Annotated in this window: 17 protein-coding genes; 1 reads left to right on the top strand and 16 read right to left on the bottom strand. The window is 61.9% G+C overall.

From position 1 onward, the window contains the following. Positions 1-106: 106 nt before the first annotated feature. The gene (locus V6L75_RS13025) at positions 107-1399 is read right to left on the bottom strand and encodes an adenylosuccinate synthase (protein WP_058898796.1); all 1293 of its coding nucleotides are present in this window, start codon (positions 1397-1399) and stop codon (positions 107-109) included. Between the two features lie 252 nt (positions 1400-1651). On the opposite strand from V6L75_RS13025, the gene V6L75_RS13020 reads away from it, so the two are divergent. After that, entirely contained in the window at positions 1652-2539 is an 888-nt protein-coding gene (locus V6L75_RS13020; protein WP_334251930.1) for a DMT family transporter, read from the top strand. Between the two features lie 45 nt (positions 2540-2584). On the opposite strand, the gene serA is transcribed toward V6L75_RS13020, so the two are convergent. The 15 genes from serA to V6L75_RS12945 all read right to left on the bottom strand — a co-directional run bounded on the left by serA (position 2585) and on the right by V6L75_RS12945 (position 20546). Further along, positions 2585-4171 carry a phosphoglycerate dehydrogenase gene (gene serA, locus V6L75_RS13015; RefSeq protein ID WP_334251929.1) on the bottom strand — a complete coding sequence of 529 codons (1587 nt, stop codon included), beginning with the start codon at positions 4169-4171 and terminating at the stop codon, positions 2585-2587. Between the two features lie 143 nt (positions 4172-4314). Then, positions 4315-5487, bottom strand: coding sequence for a phosphoserine transaminase (locus V6L75_RS13010; protein ID WP_334251928.1), 1173 nt, complete (start codon positions 5485-5487; stop codon positions 4315-4317). Positions 5488-5652: 165 nt separating this feature from the next. Further along, positions 5653-6480, bottom strand: coding sequence for an outer membrane protein (locus tag V6L75_RS13005; protein ID WP_334251927.1), 828 nt, complete (start codon positions 6478-6480; stop codon positions 5653-5655). A 328-nt stretch (positions 6481-6808) separates the two neighbouring features. Then, entirely contained in the window at positions 6809-8152 is a 1344-nt protein-coding gene (glmM, locus tag V6L75_RS13000; RefSeq protein WP_334251926.1) for a phosphoglucosamine mutase, read from the bottom strand. A gap of 151 nt (positions 8153-8303) precedes the next feature. Then, positions 8304-10229 (bottom strand): ATP-dependent zinc metalloprotease FtsH, encoded by a 1926-nt coding sequence (gene ftsH / locus V6L75_RS12995; protein ID WP_334251925.1) that lies wholly within the window; start codon positions 10227-10229, stop codon positions 8304-8306. Positions 10230-10457: 228 nt separating this feature from the next. Next, the gene (tilS, locus tag V6L75_RS12990) at positions 10458-11864 is read right to left on the bottom strand and encodes a tRNA lysidine(34) synthetase TilS (RefSeq protein ID WP_334251924.1); all 1407 of its coding nucleotides are present in this window, start codon (positions 11862-11864) and stop codon (positions 10458-10460) included. Next, complete coding sequence (gene ybgF / locus V6L75_RS12985) at positions 11803-12807, bottom strand: tol-pal system protein YbgF (protein WP_334251923.1); 1005 nt, start codon at positions 12805-12807, stop codon at positions 11803-11805. Before ybgF ends, tilS begins: the two co-directional genes overlap by 62 nt. A gap of 162 nt (positions 12808-12969) precedes the next feature. Next, positions 12970-13461, bottom strand: a complete 492-nt coding sequence (gene pal / locus V6L75_RS12980) for a peptidoglycan-associated lipoprotein Pal (protein WP_334251922.1) — start codon at positions 13459-13461, stop codon at positions 12970-12972. Between the two features lie 181 nt (positions 13462-13642). Further along, positions 13643-14998 (bottom strand): Tol-Pal system beta propeller repeat protein TolB, encoded by a 1356-nt coding sequence (gene tolB, locus V6L75_RS12975; RefSeq protein WP_425498724.1) that lies wholly within the window; start codon positions 14996-14998, stop codon positions 13643-13645. Between the two features lie 36 nt (positions 14999-15034). Further along, positions 15035-15388 carry a hypothetical protein gene (locus V6L75_RS12970; protein WP_334251921.1) on the bottom strand — a complete coding sequence of 118 codons (354 nt, stop codon included), beginning with the start codon at positions 15386-15388 and terminating at the stop codon, positions 15035-15037. A 51-nt stretch (positions 15389-15439) separates the two neighbouring features. After that, complete coding sequence (locus V6L75_RS12965; protein WP_334251920.1) at positions 15440-16423, bottom strand: energy transducer TonB family protein; 984 nt, start codon at positions 16421-16423, stop codon at positions 15440-15442. A gap of 15 nt (positions 16424-16438) precedes the next feature. Continuing rightward, positions 16439-16882, bottom strand: coding sequence for a protein TolR (gene tolR, locus V6L75_RS12960; protein ID WP_334251919.1), 444 nt, complete (start codon positions 16880-16882; stop codon positions 16439-16441). 3 nt (positions 16883-16885) lie between these two features. Then, positions 16886-17593, bottom strand: coding sequence for a protein TolQ (tolQ, locus tag V6L75_RS12955; RefSeq protein ID WP_334251918.1), 708 nt, complete (start codon positions 17591-17593; stop codon positions 16886-16888). Between the two features lie 273 nt (positions 17594-17866). After that, positions 17867-18319, bottom strand: a complete 453-nt coding sequence (ybgC, locus tag V6L75_RS12950) for a tol-pal system-associated acyl-CoA thioesterase (protein WP_334251916.1) — start codon at positions 18317-18319, stop codon at positions 17867-17869. A 115-nt stretch (positions 18320-18434) separates the two neighbouring features. Next, complete coding sequence (locus tag V6L75_RS12945; RefSeq protein WP_334251915.1) at positions 18435-20546, bottom strand: methyl-accepting chemotaxis protein; 2112 nt, start codon at positions 20544-20546, stop codon at positions 18435-18437. Between the last annotated feature and the right edge of the window lie 121 nt (positions 20547-20667).

The following is a 20667-nucleotide window of genomic DNA, read 5'->3' as shown; positions in this document are numbered from 1 at the left end:
CAACACCGGCGGGCGCAAGAGGTGTTCGGCAAAGATAGGATGCGCAATCAGGTTTTTACATGACTTTCGGGCGGAATGGGGAGCATTCCGCCCGATAAATTTCACGTCAGTCCTGGAACGGATTCTGCACCAGGATGGTGTCGTCACGCTCCGGGCTGGTGGAAAGCAGCGCCACCGGTGCGCCGATCAGTTCCTCCACATGCCGGACATATTTCACCGCCTGCGCCGGAAGATCAGCCCAGCTGCGGGCGCCCTTGGTGGATTCCTGCCAGCCCGGCAGGGTTTCATAGATCGGCACCACACGTGCCTGCGCCCCCTGGGAGGCCGGCAGGTAGTCGATCCGCTTGCCGTCCAGCTCGTAGCCGACACAGATCTTCAGCTCTTCCAGTCCGTCCAGAACATCCAGCTTGGTCAGCGCGATGCCGGTAATGCCGGAGGTGCAGACAGTCTGGCGCACCAGAACCGCGTCGAACCAGCCGCAACGGCGCTTACGGCCCGTGACGGTGCCGAACTCATGGCCACGCGTGCCAAGGAATTCGCCGACTTCGTTCTGCTGCTCGGTCGGGAACGGGCCTTCGCCCACGCGGGTGGTGTAGGCCTTGGTGATGCCCAGCACATAGCCGACCGCATTGGGGCCAAGGCCAGAACCGGTGGCAGCCTGACCGGCAACCGTGTTGGACGAGGTCACAAACGGATAGGTGCCGTGGTCGATGTCGAGCAGCGCACCCTGCGCACCTTCAAACAGCAGGCGCTTGCCTTCACGGCGCTGGCCATCAAGCAGCTTCCATACCGAATCCATGTAGGGCAGCACGGTGCCAGCCACCGAGGACAGTTCCTCGAAGATGGCCTGCGCGGAAATCTCACTCTCACCGAGACCCCGGCGCAGCGGATTGTGGTGCGCCAGCAGCCGGTCGATCTTGGCCGGCAGCGTCTCCAGATTGGCAAGGTCCATCAGACGGATGGACCGGCGGCCCACCTTGTCCTCATAGGCCGGTCCAATGCCGCGGCCCGTCGTGCCGATGCGCGTACCGGTGCTGGAGTTCTCGCGCAGCGCATCCAGCTCGCGGTGCAGCGACAGGATCAGCGTCGCGTTTTCGGCAATGCGCAGGGTTTCCGGGTTCACGGTCACGCCCTGATCGCGCAGACGGCCGATTTCCGACACCAGCGCATGCGGGTCCAGCACCACGCCATTGCCGATCACCGACAGCTTGCCCGGGCGCACGACGCCGGAGGGCAGCAGGGACAGCTTGTAGCTGACGCCATCGATCACGAGCGTATGGCCGGCATTATGCCCGCCCTGGAAACGGACAATTACGTCAGCCTGCTCAGAGAGCCAGTCGACGATCTTGCCCTTGCCTTCATCGCCCCATTGCGAACCGACGACAACAACATTGGCCATGGGTGCCATACCCTTCTCAAAAGGAACCATCTGCCGGGGCCGCTTTTTCCGGGCACCAGCACACAAAACCCCGGTACATGGCCGGGGCAAACGCGCGGACTATAGCCACTTCCGCCAAGAGTTGCGAGCCCGAAACGGAAGAAATTGACGGACGGAAGCCTCGCATTCCGGGTGGCGCTGCAATCCCGTCAGGTGATACAGCTCGCACTCTCCCGAAGGCGCAGGCCCCGCCTCAAACATCCGGACACAATCATGTCATTAGCCGCCTGGCTGCTGCTGTTTTTCCTCAGTGCCCTTTGGGGCGGCTCGTTCCTCTTTGCCAAGGTGGCGGTTGCCGAAATTCCGCCGCTGATGCTGGTGTTCCTCAGGGTTCTGATTGCGGCCAGCGTGCTGCATGTGGTGCTGCGCCTTACTCCGCACCGGTTTCCCCGTGATCCGAAGATGTTGGCAAGCTTCCTTGTCATGGGCCTGCTCAACAATGCGATTCCCTTCTCCCTGATTTTCTGGGGCCAGACGGGCATCGCAGCAGGCCTTGCTTCGATCCTCAATGCCACAACGCCGATCTTCACCTTCCTGATCGCCGCCGTGGTGCTGCATCAGGAACCGGTGACGGCCAACCGCATCGCTGGCGTATTGCTGGGCTTGTCGGGCGTGGTGCTGATGCTGTCCTCCAGCCTTGCCGGTCTCAGCTCGGATCCGCTTTGGGCGCAGGCCGCCTGTCTGGGCGCCGCCCTCTCCTACGGCTGCGCAGGCGCTTTCGGCCGCCGCTTCAAGGGCACGCCGCCGCTGGTGACAGCTACGGGCCAGATTACCGGTTCCACCGTGCTGATGCTGCCGCTTGCGCTCTTTTCCGTGGGAAGCTGGTCACCGGCGGATGTCAGCCTGCTGGTCTGGAGCAATGTGCTGGCGCTCGCCGTGCTCGCCACGGCGCTTGGCTACATGATCTTCTTCCGGCTTCTGGGTGAAGCAGGAGCAACCAACACCTCGACGGTGACCCTGCTGGTCCCTGTCTGCGCCCTCGGCTTCGGGCACCTGCTGCTCGGCGAGCGGCTTTATCCGGTGCAATTCGCCGGACTGGGCATCCTGCTTTGCGGCCTCGTGCTGCTTGACGGGCGGGTGCTGAAGCTGCTGCGCCGGTGAAATAAAAGAGCGGCACCCTGCCGGATGCCGCTCATCATACCGTTTTTAGAACTTCAGCGCCTTGGCCTGTTTCACCAGCGGCAGCGATTCGATGGCCGTCAGTGTGGCGGCAGGCACCTCGCCGTCCACCTCCAGCAGCGCAATCGCATCGCCTCCCGGCCCGGTGCGGCCAAGGTTGAAGGTAGCGATGTTAATGCCTGCCTCACCCAGAAGGCTGCCGAACTTGCCGATGAAGCCCGGCTTGTCCTCATTGGTGATGTAGAGCATGTAGGGGCCGAAGCTGGCTTCCATGTTGATGCCCTTCACCTGAATGATACGCGGCTTGCCATCGGCAAACACGGTGCCTGCCACGGAGCGCTCCTGCCGGTCCGTGACGATGGTCAGGCGCATGTAGGTCTCGTAAGCCCCCATCTGGCCGCGCCGCACCTCTTCCACCTGAATGTCACGCTCACGGGCAATGACAGGGGCCGACACCATGTTGACGGTCTGCAGCACCGGCGTCAGCACACCGGTCAGGGCCGCAGCTGTCAGGGCGCGGGTGTTCATATCGGCAATCGTGCCTTCGTATTCGATGCGGATCTTGCGGATGCCGGTTTCGGTCAGCTGGCCCGCAAAGGAACCCAACTGCTCCGCAAGCCGCACGAAGGGTGTCAGGCGCGGTGCTTCTTCCGCCGAGATCGACGGCATGTTCAGCGCGTTGATGACCGCACCGCTCATCAGATAGTCCGAGATCTGCTCGGCCACCTGCAGGGCAACGTTTTCCTGCGCCTCTTCAGTCGAAGCGCCCAGATGCGGGGTGCAGACCATGTTCGGCGCACCGAAGAGCACGTTTTCCTTGGCCGGTTCCTCGACGAACACGTCAAACCCGGCACCGGCCACATGGCCCGTATCGAGTGCCGCCCGCAGCGCCACTTCATCGACCAGCCCGCCACGGGCGCAGTTGATGATGTAGACGCCACGCTTCGTCTTCATAAGCGCATCGGCGGAGATGATGTTGCGGGTCTTGTCCGTCAGCGGCGTGTGCAGGGTGATGAAATCGGCCCGTGCCAGCAGCCCGTCCAGCTCGACCTTTTCAACACCCAGATCCCTTGCCCGCTCTGCGGAGAGGAACGGGTCGAATGCCAGAACCTTCATCTTCAGGCCGATGGCCCGGTCGGCGACGATGGACCCGATATTGCCGCAGCCGATGAGGCCGAGCGTCTTGCCGGTGATTTCCACACCCATGAAGCGGGACTTCTCCCACTTGCCGGCCTGCGTCGAGGCATCGGCTGCCGGGATCTGCCGGGCCAGCGAGAACATCATCGCAATGGCATGTTCGGCCGTGGTGATGGCGTTGCCGAAGGGCGTGTTCATCACGATGATGCCCTTGGCGGTGGCGGCCGGGATATCGACATTGTCGACACCGATGCCCGCACGGCCGATCACCTTCAGCCGCGTGGCGGCGGCAATCACCTTTTCGGTGACCTTGGTGGCCGAGCGGATGGCAAGTCCGTCATACTCGCCAATGACGGCAAGCAGTGCGTCCTTGTCCTTGCCCAGCTCCGGGCGGAAATCCACGTCGATGCCGCGGTTCTTGAAAATCTGGATGGCTGCTTCCGACAGCTGATCCGAAATGAGCACTCTGGGAGCCATGAAACTCTCCTGTCTTCAGGGCGCCTCGGGCAAGGCTGCACCGTCTGCGGTCCAGGTGCCGGACCACAGCAGGCGCCTCACACGGGCGCAGGATTTGGGTGAAGTGCAAGGCCCGGAGACTTGGAGATCACCGGGCCGCTGCATCAGGCAGCTGCCTGCAGGCGGGCCTTCTGGGCTGCAAAGGCCCAGTCGAGCCAGGGCAGAAGCGCCGCAACGCTGTCCGGATCCACCGTCGCACCGCACCAGATGCGGAAGCCCGTCGGGGCATCGCGGTAAGAGCCGATGTCATAGGCAACACCTTCGGCTTCGAGAGCCGAAGCCATGGCCTTGGCGAAGGCTGCCTGCCCCGCATCATCCAGCGCCGTCACGTCCGGATCAACGATCTTCAGACAGACGGAGGTGTTGGAGCGAGTGGCCGGATCAACGGCGAGGAAGTCCACCCACGAGGTCTCTTCCACCCAGCGGGCAATGTGCCCGGCGCTGGTGTCGGCGCGGCCGATCAGGGCCTTCAGGCCGCCGATGGAGGATGCCCATTCCAGCGCGTCGATATAGTCCTCGACGCAGAGCATGGACGGGGTGTTGATCGTCTCGCCCTTGAAGATGCCTTCGATCAGCTTGCCCTTGGAGGTCAGGCGGAAGATCTTCGGCAGCGGCCATGCCGGGGTGTAGCTCTCCAGCCGGGCAACGGCGCGCGGGCTGAGGATCAGCATGCCATGGGCACCTTCACCGCCAAGCGCCTTCTGCCAGGAGAAGGTGACGACGTCGAGCTTGGCGAAATCCAGATCCTGCGCAAAGGCGGCGGAGGTGGCATCGCAAATCACGAGGCCTTCCCGGTCTGCCGGGATCCAGTTGGCATCCGGCACGCGCACGCCCGAGGTGGTGCCGTTCCAGGTGAAGACCACGTCGCGGCTGAAATCGACGCTGCCAAGGTCCGGCAGCTCGCCATAAGGGGCTTCGATGGTGCGGGCATCCAGCTTCAGCTGCTTGACCACATCGGTCACCCAGGTGGAGCCGAAGCTTTCCCAGGCGAGCATGTCAACACCGCGCGCGCCGAGCAGCGACCACAGGGCCATCTCGACTGCACCCGTGTCCGAGGCCGGAACGATACCGATGCGGTAGTCTGCCGGCACCTCAAGGACCTCACGGGTCTTGTCGATGGCGAGTTCAAGACGGGTCTTGCCGATCTTGGCGCGATGGGAGCGGCCAAGGGACTTCACGTCCAGCGCGGCGGCAGACCAGCCGGGGCGCTTGGCACAAGGACCAGACGAAAAATGGGGATTTGCCGGGCGCTGTGCCGGCTTTGCAGTCGCTGTCATATGCTATCCTCTCAGATAGGCGCTCCTCGTTGGGGAGGAGTGTCCCACTGAAATGGATATGCCCTTCCAGTGGAGCGGTCAAGCTGGATGGGGCTTTGCAGTGCGGCAAAGCAAAAGGCCGGTGCTTGTGGCACCGGCCCCAGACATGATCCGCGGGGACGAGGATCAATAGCGGGCAGAGATCGCGTCGCCCGAATAGATCATCGGGCGGTTGACCGGGCCAGCCGTATCGAAGTTGTAGCGCACGCCGAGCCGGATCTCGTGAGCGGCCAGATCCTTGTACTTGATCCGGCTCTGACCCGTGCCGACGTTGTACAGTTGAACCGAACGGGCCTCACCCAGGTTCTTGTAGCGGTAGCCAAGGTCAATGTCCCAGTTCGGGGTCACCGCATAGGACGTACCGGCCATCAGGGCCCAGGCGAAGTTCCACTTGCCGCTCGACCCGTCATAGGACGTGGTCACGCCGTTCGGGTTGAAGGACTTCGTGTCTTTCACATTGACGTAAGCTGCGCCAACACCTGCGCCCACGTAAGGGGTGAAGCCGTTCCAGGTGCCCACATCCAGGTAGCCGTTCAGCATCAGCGTCCAGACGTCAATATTGGATGTCTCGCGCGACGAATCCGAGCCGGTGCAGAGGTTGCAGGGGGCGTAGCCTGTGTATTTCGCCGAGGGCTCGTAATCGAATGTCAGGTCCGAGCGCAGATAGTCGTTGAACTTGTAACCAACACCCACACCGATGACCATCGTATCGTTCATCTCGTTGGGGCTGAAGCGCAGGTCACCGATCACGGGATCACTGAAGCTGCCCTTCGGTGCCTGATAAATCTTGTAGCCGATATCGCCGCGCAGGTACCAGCCTCCGGCGGCAGGCACTTCCGGGATATGCTCAATCACCGGAGCCGGCAGGTCCATCGCCAGATCCGCGGCCAGTGCTGCCTGCGAGATGAAGATCGCACAGCTCGCCAAAGACAACTGCTTGAAAACGCTGCCCATGTCCTCGTCCTTTGAAACAAGCGCCCGCATCAGCCAGGCTGCGAGGCGCGCTTTGGAACATGTCTTCGTTTTAGGGCAAAAGATTTAAAGGGTACTTAACCGTGTTTCTTTACCAGCATTTTTTACCTTAACCCAAGGTAAACAAGAGCAGCTGCCTTAAGAATTCCTTAATAAAAAAGGCATCTGCCTCGCTGGCAGATGCCTTGTGCTTTTGCCATTCCGCGATGAGCTTGCTTCATCGCGGAATGATCAGGCAAGTGCAACGCCTGGGCCTTTCCAGGCATGACAGGCGGCATCAGAAGCGCCTGAATGCGGCAAAGCTTGGAGTTCAGGCCGCCGAACGCGCAACGACGCCAGCGATCTCATCCACCACGTCATTGACGAGCGAGGCATCATCGCCTTCCGCCATGACACGGATCAGCGGCTCGGTCCCGGACGGGCGTATGACAAGGCGGCCGCTGCTGCCAAGACGCTCCCGCCCCGCATCAATGGCCGACTTGACCACGTCACTCTCCAGCGGCTTGCCGCTCTTGTAGCGCACGTTCTTCAGCACCTGCGGAACCGGCACGAATTTGGAGCAGACTTCCGAGACCGGGCGGTCCTGCTCGCGCACACAGGCGAGGATTTGCAGGGCTGCGATCAGGCCGTCGCCAGTCGTGGCAAAGTCGGACAGGACCAGATGGCCAGACTGCTCGCCGCCCACGTTGAAACCGTGAGCGCGCATATGCTCGACCACATAGCGGTCGCCCACCTTGGTGCGGGCCAGTTCCAGCCCGCGTGCTCCAAGGAAACGCTCCAGTCCAAGGTTGGACATGACCGTCGCCACAATGCCGGGGCCCGAGAGCTTGCCTGCCGTATGCCAGCTTTCGGCAACGGTGGCCATCAGCTGGTCGCCATCGACCACCTGGCCACGCTCATCCACGATGATCACCCGGTCGGCGTCACCATCCAGGGCAATGCCGATATCGGCCCGTACTTCATGCACCTTGCGCGCCAGCGCGTCAGTGGAGGTGGAGCCGCAGTCCTGGTTGATGTTGTAGCCGTCCGGATTGACGCCGATGGAGATGACTTCCGCGCCCAGTTCCCACAACACGGCAGGCGCCACCTTGTAGGCCGCGCCATTGGCGCAATCGACAACGATGCGCAGGCCTTCCAGGCTCATGTCGCGTGGCAGAGTGCGCTTGGCGAATTCAATATAGCGGTCGTGCACGCCGTCAATGCGCTTGGCCCGGCCCAGCTGGTCGGCGCTGGCCAGGCGCGGGGTCAGGTCACTGTCCACGAGACGCTCGATTTCCAGCTCGATCTCATCACTCAGCTTGAAACCGTCCGGCCCGAAGAACTTGATGCCATTGTCGGCAAAGGGATTATGCGACGCCGAAATCATGACGCCGAGATCTGCACGCAGCGAGCGCGTCAGCATGGCAACAGCCGGCGTGGGCATCGGTCCGAGCAGGAACACTTCGAGGCCAACGGACGTAAAGCCCGCCACCATGGCATTTTCCAGCATGTAGCCGGACAGACGCGTATCCTTGCCGATCACGACACGGCTGCGGTGATGGCCATTGCGGAACATGAGGCCCGCCGCCATGGCGACCTTGAGTGCCACTTCCGCCGTCATCGGATGGGTGTTCGCCTTGCCGCGAATGCCGTCGGTTCCGAAATACTTGCGCATGGGTGAATCACTGCCTTTGCGATTGGTCTTGTGCGTCCCTCATACAGCGTTCCGCCGCAGAAGGCCGGTCAAAATTTGTGATCGACTGTTACGATGAAAAACGCCCGGCCTGTAAAGACCGGGCGTGAGGTTATCAAGAAGGAATTGCAGCTCAGGCGAGTGGTTGCGGCTCCATGCCTGAGGGCGCACCGCCCTCTCCGCCGCGCTTGGCTCCGGCTGACGGAACAGCGGAACTGCGGCCGACGGGCTGGTCATCATCTTCGTCACGAACAGGCGGCTTGCCTGCAAGCAGGTTCTTGATCTCTTCGCCCGAAAGGGTCTCGTATTCGATCAGCCCCTTGGCCAGCGTTTCAAGATCATCCGCACGCTCGGTCAGAATGCGGCGGGCCTCATTGAAGCCGTCCTCCACAAACCGGCGCACTTCCGCGTCAATGATGCGGGCGGTTTCCTCCGACACGTTCTGCTGACGTGCGACGGAGTGGCCGAGGAACACCTCTTCCTGGTTGTCACCATAGGCCACCTTGCCGAGTTTGTCGGAGTAACCCCACTGGGTGACCATCGCGCGGGCAAGACGTGTCGCCTGCTGAATGTCGGACGATGCACCGGAAGTGACGTTCTCGAGACCGAAGATCAGCTCCTCCGCCACGCGGCCGCCCATGATGATCGCAAGGCGCGAGGTCATCTGGGTGTAGCTCATGGAGATTTCGTCACGCTCGGGCAGCTGCATCACCATGCCGAGGGCACGGCCGCGCGGGATGATGGTTGCCTTGTGGACCGGATGGGCCTTCGGCACACTCAGCGCGACAAGGGCATGGCCAGCCTCATGATAGGCGGTGCAGCGCTTTTCCTCTTCGGTCATCACCAGCGTGCGGCGCTCGGCGCCCATCATGACCTTGTCCTTGGCATCTTCGAACTCCGCCATGGTGACGAGACGCTTGGAGCGGCGGGCGGCCAGCAGAGCAGCTTCGTTGACAAGGTTCATCAGATCCGCACCGGAGAAGCCGGGGGTGCCACGGGCAAGAACCTTCACGTCCACATCCGGCGCCAGCGGCACCTTGCGCATGTGCACCTTGAGGATCTTCTCGCGGCCAGTGACATCCGGGTTCGGCACGACGATCTGGCGGTCGAAACGGCCCGGGCGCAGCAGCGCCGGGTCGAGAACGTCCGGACGGTTGGTCGCGGCGATGATGATGATGCCTTCGTTCGGCTCGAAACCGTCCATCTCAACGAGGAGCTGGTTCAGCGTCTGCTCGCGCTCGTCATTGCCGCCGCCGAGTCCGGCGCCGCGATGACGGCCCACCGCGTCAATTTCGTCGATGAAGATGATGCACGGAGCATTCTTCTTCGCCTGCTCGAACATGTCGCGCACGCGGGATGCACCCACACCGACGAACATCTCGACGAAGTCCGAGCCGGAGATGGTGAAGAACGGCACATTGGCCTCACCTGCCACCGCACGGGCGGTCAGGGTCTTGCCGGTGCCCGGAGGGCCGACGAGCAGCACACCGCGCGGAATGCGGCCGCCGAGACGCTGAAACTTCTGCGGATCGCGCAGGAACTCTACGATTTCCTGGAGGTCTTCCTTGGCTTCATCGATGCCGGCAACGTCATCAAAGGTGACGCGGCCATGGGCTTCGGTCAGCAGCTTGGCCTTGGACTTGCCAAAGCCCATCGCCTTGCCGCCGGCACCACCCTGCATCTGGCGCATGAGGAAGATCCAGACGCCGAGAATGATGATCATCGGCAGCCAGGAAATCAGCGCACCGGCCAGCGAGAAATTCTCTGAAGGCGGGCGGGCCTTGATCAGCACGCCCTTGTTGCGCAGTTCGTCCACATACTGGGTGCCGTTCGGCGCATAGGTCTGGAACTGACCGCCATTTGTGAAGTTACCGGTGATCAGCTGATCCTGGATCGTCACATCACGAATCTCACCCTGATCTGCCTGGTTCAGGAACTGCGAGAACGGAATGTCGTTGGACGCTGTTCTCTGGGAAGAGCCCTGAAACAACTGGAACAACGCGATCAGCAGGAGCGCGATGATCACCCAGAGGGCAAGATTGCGGAAATTTGCGTTCATTTCGATCCCTTGTCCGCCATCAGGCGTCCATCAACGTCGAGGGGTTGCCGGCTACTGTCCCACAAGATAGGTCGGCATAATGCCCCTGCCAAGGAGTAGCCGCAGTGTTGCGCGGATCAGCTCACTTTTTTATTAAGCCCGCGCTGGTTTTCAGCAACATCAGCCTCCCTTAGGGCATGTTGCCTGCAGGTGCAATGACGCTCCGCCCCGCACTCTTTGCACAGAACGTCAATTATCCGCCAGTTCCGCCGGAATTACCCGGTCTCCGGTGCGCCGCAGGACAAGTCCGGGCTCCCGTGGCAGAGTCCATGCAAGGCAAGCCAGGCCGCTTTTGAAGCCATCTTGAAGACGCGTGATGGCCGGAAGGCGGGCGAAGGCTGCGACGGGAAAGCCACTCGCTCTTGCAAGGGTGCGGACATTCTCCCGCAGCGCTTCATCTTGCCGCAGCCGCGCCACAGGGGCGATCATGAGGCTCCCGCCCATGTCCGGCCTGACGCAGATGCGGTAGCGCCCGTCCCAATAGAGACATTGACCCGGCTGGATCTCCACCGCAGCCGGCAAGGAGCGCCCCGGCTCCGGCCACAGCCGCATGCGTCCGCCTGCAGAAAGGTCAAGGACCGCGCCCGCCAGCGTCACCCTCAAGGGGCCTCCGGCAAGAAGGCGCGCATCCAGCGCCTCAAGGCGGTCCAGCCGGGGCGGATGGAGACTGCCCCCTATATGCTGCGCCAGCCGGGCCAGAAACCTCAGGCGCACCTCTTCGGGCAGCGGTGTCAGGCGTGCAAGGTCGAAACGGGCAAAGTCGGGCACATCACCGGCGCAGGCATCCTTCAGCAGAGCATCTGCCGCCGCATCAATGGCCTGCGCGGCCCGCGCCATCCGCCGGATTGTGGAACTGATACGCGACGGATCAAGCCCTTCAATCAGCAGCCCGGCCTGAAGCTGGCGCAGGCGCACCCGCTTGTAGGCGGGATTGCTGTTGGACGGGTCCTCCACCCAGGCAAGCCCTCGGGCAGCAAGGGATGCCTTGAGGCGCACAGCGGGCACCGCCAGGAAAGGCCGCAGAAGGCGCAGCCCGAAGGGGCCGCCGGGCTGATCTGCCGCCATCGCAGCCAGTCCATAGACACCGCTGCCGCGTGTCAGCCGGTCGAAGAATGTTTCGATCTGGTCGTCAAGATGATGCGCCAGCACCAGAGCCTCAACGCCGTCCAGATCCATCGCATCGGCCATCAGCCGGTAGCGGGCCATGCGTGCTTCGGCCTGCAGATTGGCAAGGCCCTCCGGCGGGTTCCAGGTGAGAATTCTAGCGGGAAGCTGCAGGGCTTCAGCCTGCTGCAGGACAAACCGGGCCTCGGATGCAGCCTCCTGGCGCAACCCGTGGTCAACTGTCAAAACCTGCAAGCGTGGCACAGGCAGCCCGGCGGAATGCCGCGCGCGGGCCCAGCCGGCGGTGAGATGCAGAAGGGCGAGCGAATCCCCTCCCCCTGAGACAGCCAGCGCGAGCGACGAAAACCGCTCGAGAGGAGCCAGAAGACGCGCGGCCTCGTCATCTGAGACCGGAAATGCGCTGGAAAAATCAGGAGCAGCGGGCACGCTGCTGTTCGGCGCGGGCCTGATCACGCACCGCCTTCGCCGCATTGGGATATTTCGTCAGAAGCTCGGCAAAGGTCGCGCAGGCCGCGCCCGTCTCGCCGAGGCCCTTGAGGGAAAGGCCGAGTTTCAGCAGACTGTCCGGCGCCTTCGTGTTCTTCGGGTGCTCGGTATAGGTCTTCAGGAAAGCGTCCGCAGCACCGCGGAAATCACCTTGACCATAAAGGCTTTCTCCCAGCCAGTACTGCGCACTGGGCACTTGGTCGCTCTGCGGATATGCCTCAAGGAAGGAGCGGAAACCCTGCTCGGCGGATACATAGTCGCCCTGAAGCGCAAAATTGTAGGCGTTGTCATAGTCGGTTCTGGGGTCACCCGTCATGCCCAGACTGGCAATCTGGCCAGCAGGCTGCCCGGGGAGCTGGTTTGCACCGCTGTTAACACCCGGAGGCGTGCCACCGGGGGAGACAGGCAGCTGCTGGGGCTGGCCAAACTGGCCACGCGCCAGCGCCGACAGATCCAGCGGACCGCTGCCGGACGCCGCACCGCCCTGATACCCGCCGCCAGCCGCAAATTCGGCATCTCCCGAACCAGCGTCCGCATTGCTGCCGTCAGTCATCTGCCCAAGGGTGCCCTCTGCGGGTGCCAGACCGGCACCCGCAGTTGCTGCATTGTTGTTCGCCTGCTGCGCCGGCGCGGCAGGACCTGCATCAGAACGCTTGCCCGGCTGCTTCGGCGCGCCTTCCAGCTGCTGGAAACGGTATTCGTTGTCTTCCTGCATCCGGCGCAGCTGATCCTGCAACTCACGCAGCTGATAGCTCAGCTGTTCCACCTGTCCATTCAGGCGGCGCATCTGGTCTTCCACTTCGTTGAGGCGCACCTGCGCATCGTTACCGCCACCACCGCCGAAAAGCTGCGCATTTGCGGACGGCACGGCCGATGCCATCATGCAAACGGCGGCTAGGGCCGCGAGAAGCGTCTTCCATTTCACCATGCTTTACCTCCGGTCTGCCTTCTTGGCATCCGATGGATAGCACAGGGCGCGCTGACTTCGGCCAAAATTTGACCGAAAGACATTTCAACCACCAGTTCAAATAAAAACAGGCGCGAAGGAAGCCCTCGCGCCTGTCAAAATATCGCCAGCGTCAGGTCTGAATCAGCTGCCAGCGCTGTTCAGAACGGTCACAGCGCGGCGGTTCTGGGACCAGCAGCTCTCGTCGTCACACACAGCAACCGGACGCTCCTTGCCATAGGAAATGGTGCGGATACGCGAAGCCGAGACGCCGCGTGAAACGAGGTAGTCACGAGCCGCATTGGCACGGCGGGCGCCCAGTGCAATGTTGTACTGGCGGGTGCCGCGCTCATCAGCATGGCCTTCCATCGTGATGCTGTAGCGGCTGTAGCTGTTCAGCCACTGAGCCTGCTTGTCGAGGGTCGCCTGCGCCTGACCGCTCAGGGTCGACTGATCGTTTAGGAAGAACACGCGATCGCCGACATTGACCACAAAATCCTGGCTGGAGCCAGGGGTGGCGTTGGCGCTGCCATCAAGCCCGTCGGTATTGGTGTTGGAGCAGGCAGCCAAGGTCAGCGCAAAACCAATGACAGCCGCCATGCGCGCACCGCGCGCCATCATAGCCGTATTCAACATTCGATAACTCCTCGTCCTGCCGGTTCCGGCAAGGTGAACGCATTCTATACAACAGTGGTTAACAACCGGTTGGCGGCAAGCTCTATCATACAGAAAAGAGCCCGGCACCTCACGATTTTCTGCGATTCCCGCTCATCCACACGGGCAAGCTGCCGCCAAAGGCGGCAGCAGAGTGCTTCAATCAGTCAAGCAGCGGCGACCAGGCCGGATCAGACCCAAACGCAGGCGTGGTGATACGCTGCTCGTTATAGCCGGTCAGATCCACGGTCCAGACCTGCGGGCCGCCATTGGGGCCTGGCGTGTCACGAAAGAACGTCAGCACCCGGCCGTTCGGCGCCCAGGCCGGACCTTCATTATGGTAGCCTTCCGTCAGAATACGCTCACCGCTGCCATCCGGCTTCATGACACCGATCATGAAGCGGCCCTGGTTCTGCTTGGTGAAGGCAATCAGATCCCCGCGCGGTGACCAGACCGGCGTCGAGTAGCGGCCCGGACCAAAGCTGATACGCTGCGGATTGGAGCCGTCTGCCCCCATCACATAAAGCTGCTGGGTGCCGCCGCGGTCGGATTCAAACACGACCTGGCTGCCATCCGGCGAGAAGGACGGGCTCGTGTCAATGGCAGGCGTATTGGTCAGACGGGTCGTGGCGCGCGAACGCAGGTCCATCGTGAAGATGTTGGCATTGCCGCCCTGCTGCAGACTCATGATCACCCTCTGGCCATCCGGAGAGAAGCGCGGCGCAAAGGTCATGCCGGGGAAATTGCCGACGATCTCGCGCTGGCCGGTTTCGATGTTCAGCAGGAAAACACTCGGATCGGTCCCGGTGTAGGACATGTAGGTGATTTCCTGCGTCGTCGGCGAGAAGCGCGGCGTCAGCACCAGTTCGTCGCCGCGGGTCAGATACCGCAGATTGGCGCCGTCCTGATCCATGATGGCCAGGCGCTTGACACGCTTCTGCTTAGGGCCGCTCTCGTCGACGAAGACGATGCGGGTATCGAAATAACCCTTTTCGCCGGTGAGCCGCTCGTAGATGGCGTCGGAAATGATGTGGCCAAGGCGGCGCCAGTTTTCCGGAGTTGTAAAGAACTGCTGGCCCAGCATCTGCTCGCCGGCAAACACGTCCCACAAGCGGAACTCGGCCCGCAGGCGCCCATCCGGCTGGCGGGTAACGGAGCCGGAAACAAGCGCCTGCGCCCCGATGGTGCGCCAGTCACCGAAACGCGGTGTGGTCTGAGCGCTTACGTTCTTTTCGATGAAACTTGCCGGATCCAGAGGACGGAACAGGCCGGAACGGCGCAGATTGTTTGAGATGACCTCCGTCAGCTGACGCGCAAGCTGGGCATCACCGCCTTCAGGAGAGAAATCCGGCAGAGCAATCGGCATCGGCTCGATCGTGCCCTGCGTGATGTCGATTTCGATCAGGGCGCTGGCCGGTGAAATCATTGCCGCACCAGTCATCGAGATGGTGCAGACCGCCAGGGCCGCACGCAGGGCCGAGGCTAGGCGCCGTTTAATCTGGAAGGCTCTCATCTTCATCGAGGCTCCGGTTTTTTCCTGAAGTCCATCAGTCCGTCATTGATGGACAAAATTGATGACAATCTCACGCCAGGCCTCGTATTTGGCCTCTGGCAACGAATAGGGCGCGCATCGCTGCGCAGCCCGGATGACGCTTTGGGCGGACAACTGCCCGGCCTCACCGTCTGCCGCCTCTAAAATCTGCGGCGTTCCATCCAGTTCCCCGGACGGCGTTAATCTGATCCGCACCTTCACTTCAGCGCTGGCGCCAGCTTGCAGTTGGGGCGGCATCCAGCAGCGCTGGACCGCCTCACGCAAGCCAGAGATTTCCTGCACCGTCAGGGCCTCGGCGTCAGACGCCTTCGCCAACTGAGGCACAGCAGCGGCACAAAGCAGCAACCCGATCTGCATCGGGTACAAGCCCCGCCCGGGATGCCTTGCACCGCCTCGCCGCCTCATCTCTCAGCCCCCCAGCATCTGGCTTGGGTCAAAGTTGATGATGACCTCGCGCCAGGCATCATATTTCTCAGCGGGCAGCGCATAGGGCTGGCAACGCATGACTGCGCGCACGGCACTGTCGGACGCCGCCCGGAACGAAGGATTGCCGCTCGAATTGATCACCCGGGGAGAGCCCTCAACTTCGCCAGCCAAGCTCAGGTTGAATTGCAGGCGCACGGCCAGGTCTGCAGCGCCTGCAGCACCGACCGGCGGGTTCCAGCATTTTGCGATCTGGCCACGCAGCGCATCCAGCTCCGACACCGTCATCTTGACGTTGTTGTTGCCCGTGCGGCTGCCGAGAGAGGCGGCTTCCTTGGCACCTGTGGTGCCGCCGCCGGAGGGATCAACCTTGTTCAGCAGTGCGCTGATCTCGTTCGGATTGAACTTCTCTTCCTTCTTCGGCTGCTGCTGTGCCGTCTGCTGTTGCGGCTTCGGCGGCGTCGGCTTGGAGCGTGGCGTCACCTTCACCGGCTCGGACATGAGCGGCTTGGGCGCTTCCTCAGCGGGCGCAGCTTCTGCCACCGCCTGCTTGACCGGCTCCGGCTCGGCCTTCGGCGCAGGCTCTGCAGCCGGTTTCACCGGTGCGGGCTTCACCGGGGCAGGCTCAGGCGTGGGCGGGGGCGCCGAAGCCTCCTGTGCGGCAACAGACTGATTGGTTGGCCGGGGCGTCGGCGGCGTCTGCAATTCAGCCTTCGCCTCCCCTGCCGTCTTGTCCGGCTCGGGAGCCTTTTTGTTGGCTTCCTTGGCGGTGGACTCGTTCGGCTTTTCCTTGAGCTCGGCGGTCTTTTCACCCTTGTTCAACTGAGTGAATTCACCGATCGGCACCAGATCAACCGGCAGGGACTCCATCGGCTTGGTGTCAAACGGTTCCGCCCCCGGAAGCGACACAAGCCCCCAGAGCACAAGAGCCATATGGCCCGAGACGGAAACGATCAAGCCTGTGCGCATGATGCGTCAGGTTCCCTATTCTGCAAGAGTCACAAGGCCGAGACGCTTGAAGCCGGCAGCGTTGATGCGGCCCATGATCTGCATCATCGTTCCATAGGCGGCCGTCTGGTCACCCTTCACGAAAATGCGCTCCTCATAGCCGTTTTCGGCAATGGCAGTCAGTTTCGGCACCACCTCATCCAGCGCGATTTCCGTGTTCTGGATGAAGATCTTCCCATCCGCCGTCACAGAGATCGTGATCGGCTCATTGTCACCCTGCAGGGGCTTGGCCGCCGTTTCGGGCAGATCCACCGGCACTCCAGAGGTCATCAGCGGCGCAGCAACCATGAAGATGATCAGAAGCACCAGCATCACGTCCACGAAGGGCGTGATGTTGATTTCGTTCACAGGCGCTGCACGGCGGCCACCACGTCTGCGCCGTCCTCCGCCACCGCCGCCCGCTCCAACACTCATACCCATGGGTCAGGTCCGTTCGTCAATCTGGCGGGACAGGATGGCAGAGAACTCGTCCGCAAAACCTTCCATGCGGGCCGACAGCTTGGCCACGTCGGTCTGCAGCTTGTTATAGGCAATAACCGCCGGAATTGCGGCAAGCAGGCCGAGCGCCGTTGCGAAAAGCGCTTCGGCGATACCCGGCGCCACAACGGCAAGCGACGTGTTTTCGGACTGGGCAATGGACTGGAAGGCCGTCATGATACCCCAGACCGTACCGAACAGACCGATGAAGGGCGCCGCCGAACCAACCGTTGCCAGAACAAGCAGGCGGGATTCCAGGCGCTCTGTTTCACGCGCAATCGTCACGTCCATCACGCGGTCGATACGCTGCTGGAGGCTCGCCAGGGCAGGCTTGGCGCCTTCATGACTTCGTTTCCACTCCCGCATGGCAGCCACAAACAGGGCGGCCATGGAGTGATTGGCGCGGCTCGACAGGGTCTTGTACAGCTCTTCGAGCGACTGACCTGACCAGAAGACAGTCTCAAACCGGGTCATCTGGCGCTTGGTGCGCGTGTAAAGCATCACCTTGTCGACGATGATGGCCCAGCACCAGACAGATGCAGCAATCAGTCCAAGCATCACCAGCTTGACGATGATGTGAGCCTGCCAGAACAGGCCAATGAACGACATGTCGCCATGCGGGGCCGCCATGGTCGTCTGGGCGATTTCATTCATCTAAAAGGGACCTCTTGCCCGTGGAATTGATATCATGAGTTACAATCATGCCAGGAAACCTGCTGTGTCCCGGCGGCTTGGGTTTCCTCCCGGACCTTCGGTCTTCCTGACCGCTGAATTTGGCAAAACTGGGACTGCGCAATGCGCGCAATCTCGCCTAAACAAAAGGATTAAGGTTACTGCCCTGTTAATGACGTTGCGTCGCACAAATTGATTTGATCCCAAAGCCTCAAAAAGCTTCCGGAAAAGCCGCGCAAAGCCTGGTGGTGTTTCTTAATCCGGTTGCACCGGCAGCCTGGCTGCCAGCTCCGGCGGCAGGCGCACCGGACGGCCGGAAGCCAGGATCACAGCAACGACGACCTGAGCCGAAACCAGCAGCGCACCGCCGCACCAGATTTCCTGTTCCAGCACCAGACGGGCGCCGCGCGCTTCGCTGAGGCGTGTGCGGACTTCAAGAAGATCGTCGATACGGGCGGGCTTCACGAAGCGGATCGTCATGTCACGCACGGCGAAGACAATCGGCTGCCCGTGGCTGCCGTCGGCGAGCGCCGCATGATGCACACCACAGGCCCGCAGCAGTTCCGTCCGGCCGCGCTCGAAGAACCGGACATACGAGCCGTGATAAACGAGCCCGCTGAAATCCGTGTCTTCGTAATAGATGCGAACAGGAAGGACGTGCACCCCCTCCACCATCCGGCCATCCGTGGTGCTGTCTTGCTGCGTCATGATGCCATTTGCACTCCCTGCCCGGCCGCATATGCGCGAAACGCCCGGCGCTTGCAAGCCCGCAATGGGCCCGCCAGCACCGGGCGTTCCATATTCCGGTTCAGAGATCGTCAGATCAGGCGGCCGCCACCTCTCGCAGGAAACGTTCCACCGACCGGCGCAGTGTTTCGGCCTGCTGCTTCATCGAGAGGGTTGCTTCCTGCATGGCCGAGGCCGAGCCGGAGTTCTCCGAGATATCCGCATTGAGCGACGCCACCGCATTGGCCACTGCCATTGTGCCATGCGCTGCTTCGGCAACATTGCGGGAAATCTCGCCCGTCGCCGAACCCTGCTCGCGCACCGCACCGGCAATGGAGGCCGTGTAGGTATTCACCTCTTCCATCGAGTTGGTGACATCGGCAATCTCCTCGACGGCTTCTGCCGTGGAGTTCTGGATGGCCGAGATCTGAGCGGAAATCTCTTCCGTCGCCTTGGAGGTCTGCGTCGCCAGTTCCTTCACTTCCGCCGCCACAACCGCAAAGCCGCGCCCGGCCTCGCCTGCGCGTGCGGCCTCGATGGTCGCATTGAGCGCAAGCAGGTTGGTCTGCTCGGCAATGGCGCGGATCAGGTCTACGACTTCACCGATCTTGTTTGCGGCATTGGCGAGCCCGGAGATCTTCTGGTTCGACGACTGGGCATTGGCCGTGGTCCGGCCAACAACATCCGCTGTCGTCGCGACCTGACGCGCAATTTCTTCGATGGAGGCATTCAGCTCTTCCGTCGCGCTGGCAACTGCCTGCACATTGGAAGACGCATTCTCCGCATCACCGGCAGCCTGCGCCCCGCGATGGGAGGCTGTATCGGAGCGGCTGCTCAGAATGGCCGACATTTCCTCCACACGGGCGAGATTGCTTTCCACCTCGGCCAGCAGCGCCTGCGCTTCTTCCCGGAAACCGGCAATCAGCCCGTCAATATGCTTTTCGCGCTGCTCACGGGCCACATGCCCGGCACGGCGCTCTTCGGCCAGCCGTTCGCGCTCCAGCGAGTTCTCCTTGAAGACTTCGATGCAACGGGCCATCTGACCGATTTCATCGCCTCTTTCCAGAGCATTGATGGCAGCCGACAGATCACCATCTGCAATCTGGCGGGCCGTCACCGACAGAGACTGCAGCGGCGCAAACATGCGGCTGGTCAGCCACCACATGACGGCAACGATCGGCAACAGACAGGCAATGCCCGCAATGATCGCACCCCAGGTGATCTGACGCGCTGCCGCGTTCAGCTCTGCACTTTCAACGGCAGCACCAACGCCAAACGGCTTATCGACGCTCATGCCATCCGTCACGGTGTAGCGGTAGGCATTGCCGCCCAGCGTCACCAGGCCATCGCCGGAGCGGATGGCATCAAAGCGGAAAGCCTGCGGCGCCTTGTCGCCGTCGAACACCGCGACATTTCCAGTTGCATCCACAAGCAGGGCAAGTTCCGTCTCGCCAATGCCGCCCTTGGCCGAAATCAGACCTGCCAGCTTGGTCATATCAACCGTGTAGCCGATGACGCCAAAGAAACGGTCATGCGAGAAGACAGGGGTTGCCAGTGTCAGGAGAACATTACCATCATCTGCAACAAGGAAGCCTGAGGATGTGACCTTTGGCAGCGCCGTCTCTGTCCTTTCAGGGATATCCAGAATGGCTTTTGCCGCCGCCGTCAGCGGGCCACCCTGCAGTTCGGGCGAATTGAGGTTGCGGGCAAACTCCTCCCCCTTCATGTAGCTGTAGATGACGTTGCCATCGAGATCGATGAGCTGAATGTCCTTGAACAGCCCCTGATCTACAAAAGAGCCGACAGCCATGTGGATGGGTTTGTGATTGTTTGCGTAGAAGTTCCCGACAGTGGATTCGACCAGCAAATGCCGCTCGTCCGGGCCATGCGGGTTGTCATCGACAAAGGTCTTGCGGAGCTGTTCGGTCTGATTTTCCTTCAGCACCTTCCAGCCGGCGGTCATTTTCATGACCGCATCCTTGGCATCGGACACCGATGCAAAAAAGCGGGCTGCATCGACACGCTGCTCGAGGGCAAGTTCCAGCGTACGGTATTTACCGAGTGTTGCGCTTGAAAGTGCCTTGCTCGCCTGGCTGTCGGCTACGTCTCCCGCAAGCCGTGCCGTGACAATCACAATGGCAAGGCACATAATGGCTGCACCGGCGAAAAACATCGCGGCAACCTTGTTGGACAAGCGGTTACGGATCATATGGGGTTCCTCCCTGAACTGGGAGGATCGTCGGCAAATTTCCCCAAAGAAACCTTAATCACCCGCAAAAATACGGTCCCGGGCCGGGAAATACTACCCAAAACTACACCTGAAATTGCAG

The organism is Pannonibacter anstelovis, assembly GCF_036881715.1.
Classification (GTDB): domain Bacteria; phylum Pseudomonadota; class Alphaproteobacteria; order Rhizobiales; family Stappiaceae; genus Pannonibacter; species Pannonibacter anstelovis.
The sequence above is the reverse complement of the archived record's forward strand: the minus strand, read 5'-3'. Positions and strand labels throughout refer to the sequence as shown.

What these genes read in the sequence shown, in the direction of transcription:
- V6L75_RS13025 (WP_058898796.1), bottom strand. Translation starts at nt 1,399, where the DNA reads ATGGCCAATGTTGTTGTCGTCGGTTCGCAATGGGGCGATGAAGGCAAG.
- V6L75_RS13020 (WP_334251930.1), top strand. Translation starts at nt 1,652, where the DNA reads ATGTCATTAGCCGCCTGGCTGCTGCTGTTTTTCCTCAGTGCCCTTTGG.
- serA (WP_334251929.1), bottom strand. Translation starts at nt 4,171, where the DNA reads ATGGCTCCCAGAGTGCTCATTTCGGATCAGCTGTCGGAAGCAGCCATC.
- V6L75_RS13010 (WP_334251928.1), bottom strand. Translation starts at nt 5,487, where the DNA reads ATGACAGCGACTGCAAAGCCGGCACAGCGCCCGGCAAATCCCCATTTT.
- V6L75_RS13005 (WP_334251927.1), bottom strand. Translation starts at nt 6,480, where the DNA reads ATGGGCAGCGTTTTCAAGCAGTTGTCTTTGGCGAGCTGTGCGATCTTC.
- glmM (WP_334251926.1), bottom strand. Translation starts at nt 8,152, where the DNA reads ATGCGCAAGTATTTCGGAACCGACGGCATTCGCGGCAAGGCGAACACC.
- ftsH (WP_334251925.1), bottom strand. Translation starts at nt 10,229, where the DNA reads ATGAACGCAAATTTCCGCAATCTTGCCCTCTGGGTGATCATCGCGCTC.
- tilS (WP_334251924.1), bottom strand. Translation starts at nt 11,864, where the DNA reads ATGCGGCGAAGGCGGTGCGTGATCAGGCCCGCGCCGAACAGCAGCGTG.
- ybgF (WP_334251923.1), bottom strand. Translation starts at nt 12,807, where the DNA reads ATGGTGAAATGGAAGACGCTTCTCGCGGCCCTAGCCGCCGTTTGCATG.
- pal (WP_334251922.1), bottom strand. Translation starts at nt 13,461, where the DNA reads ATGTTGAATACGGCTATGATGGCGCGCGGTGCGCGCATGGCGGCTGTC.
- tolB (WP_425498724.1), bottom strand. Translation starts at nt 14,998, where the DNA reads ATGAAGATGAGAGCCTTCCAGATTAAACGGCGCCTAGCCTCGGCCCTG.
- V6L75_RS12970 (WP_334251921.1), bottom strand. Translation starts at nt 15,388, where the DNA reads ATGCAGATCGGGTTGCTGCTTTGTGCCGCTGCTGTGCCTCAGTTGGCG.
- V6L75_RS12965 (WP_334251920.1), bottom strand. Translation starts at nt 16,423, where the DNA reads ATGCGCACAGGCTTGATCGTTTCCGTCTCGGGCCATATGGCTCTTGTG.
- tolR (WP_334251919.1), bottom strand. Translation starts at nt 16,882, where the DNA reads ATGGGTATGAGTGTTGGAGCGGGCGGCGGTGGCGGAGGACGGCGCAGA.
- tolQ (WP_334251918.1), bottom strand. Translation starts at nt 17,593, where the DNA reads ATGAATGAAATCGCCCAGACGACCATGGCGGCCCCGCATGGCGACATG.
- ybgC (WP_334251916.1), bottom strand. Translation starts at nt 18,319, where the DNA reads ATGACGCAGCAAGACAGCACCACGGATGGCCGGATGGTGGAGGGGGTG.
- V6L75_RS12945 (WP_334251915.1), bottom strand. Translation starts at nt 20,546, where the DNA reads ATGATCCGTAACCGCTTGTCCAACAAGGTTGCCGCGATGTTTTTCGCC.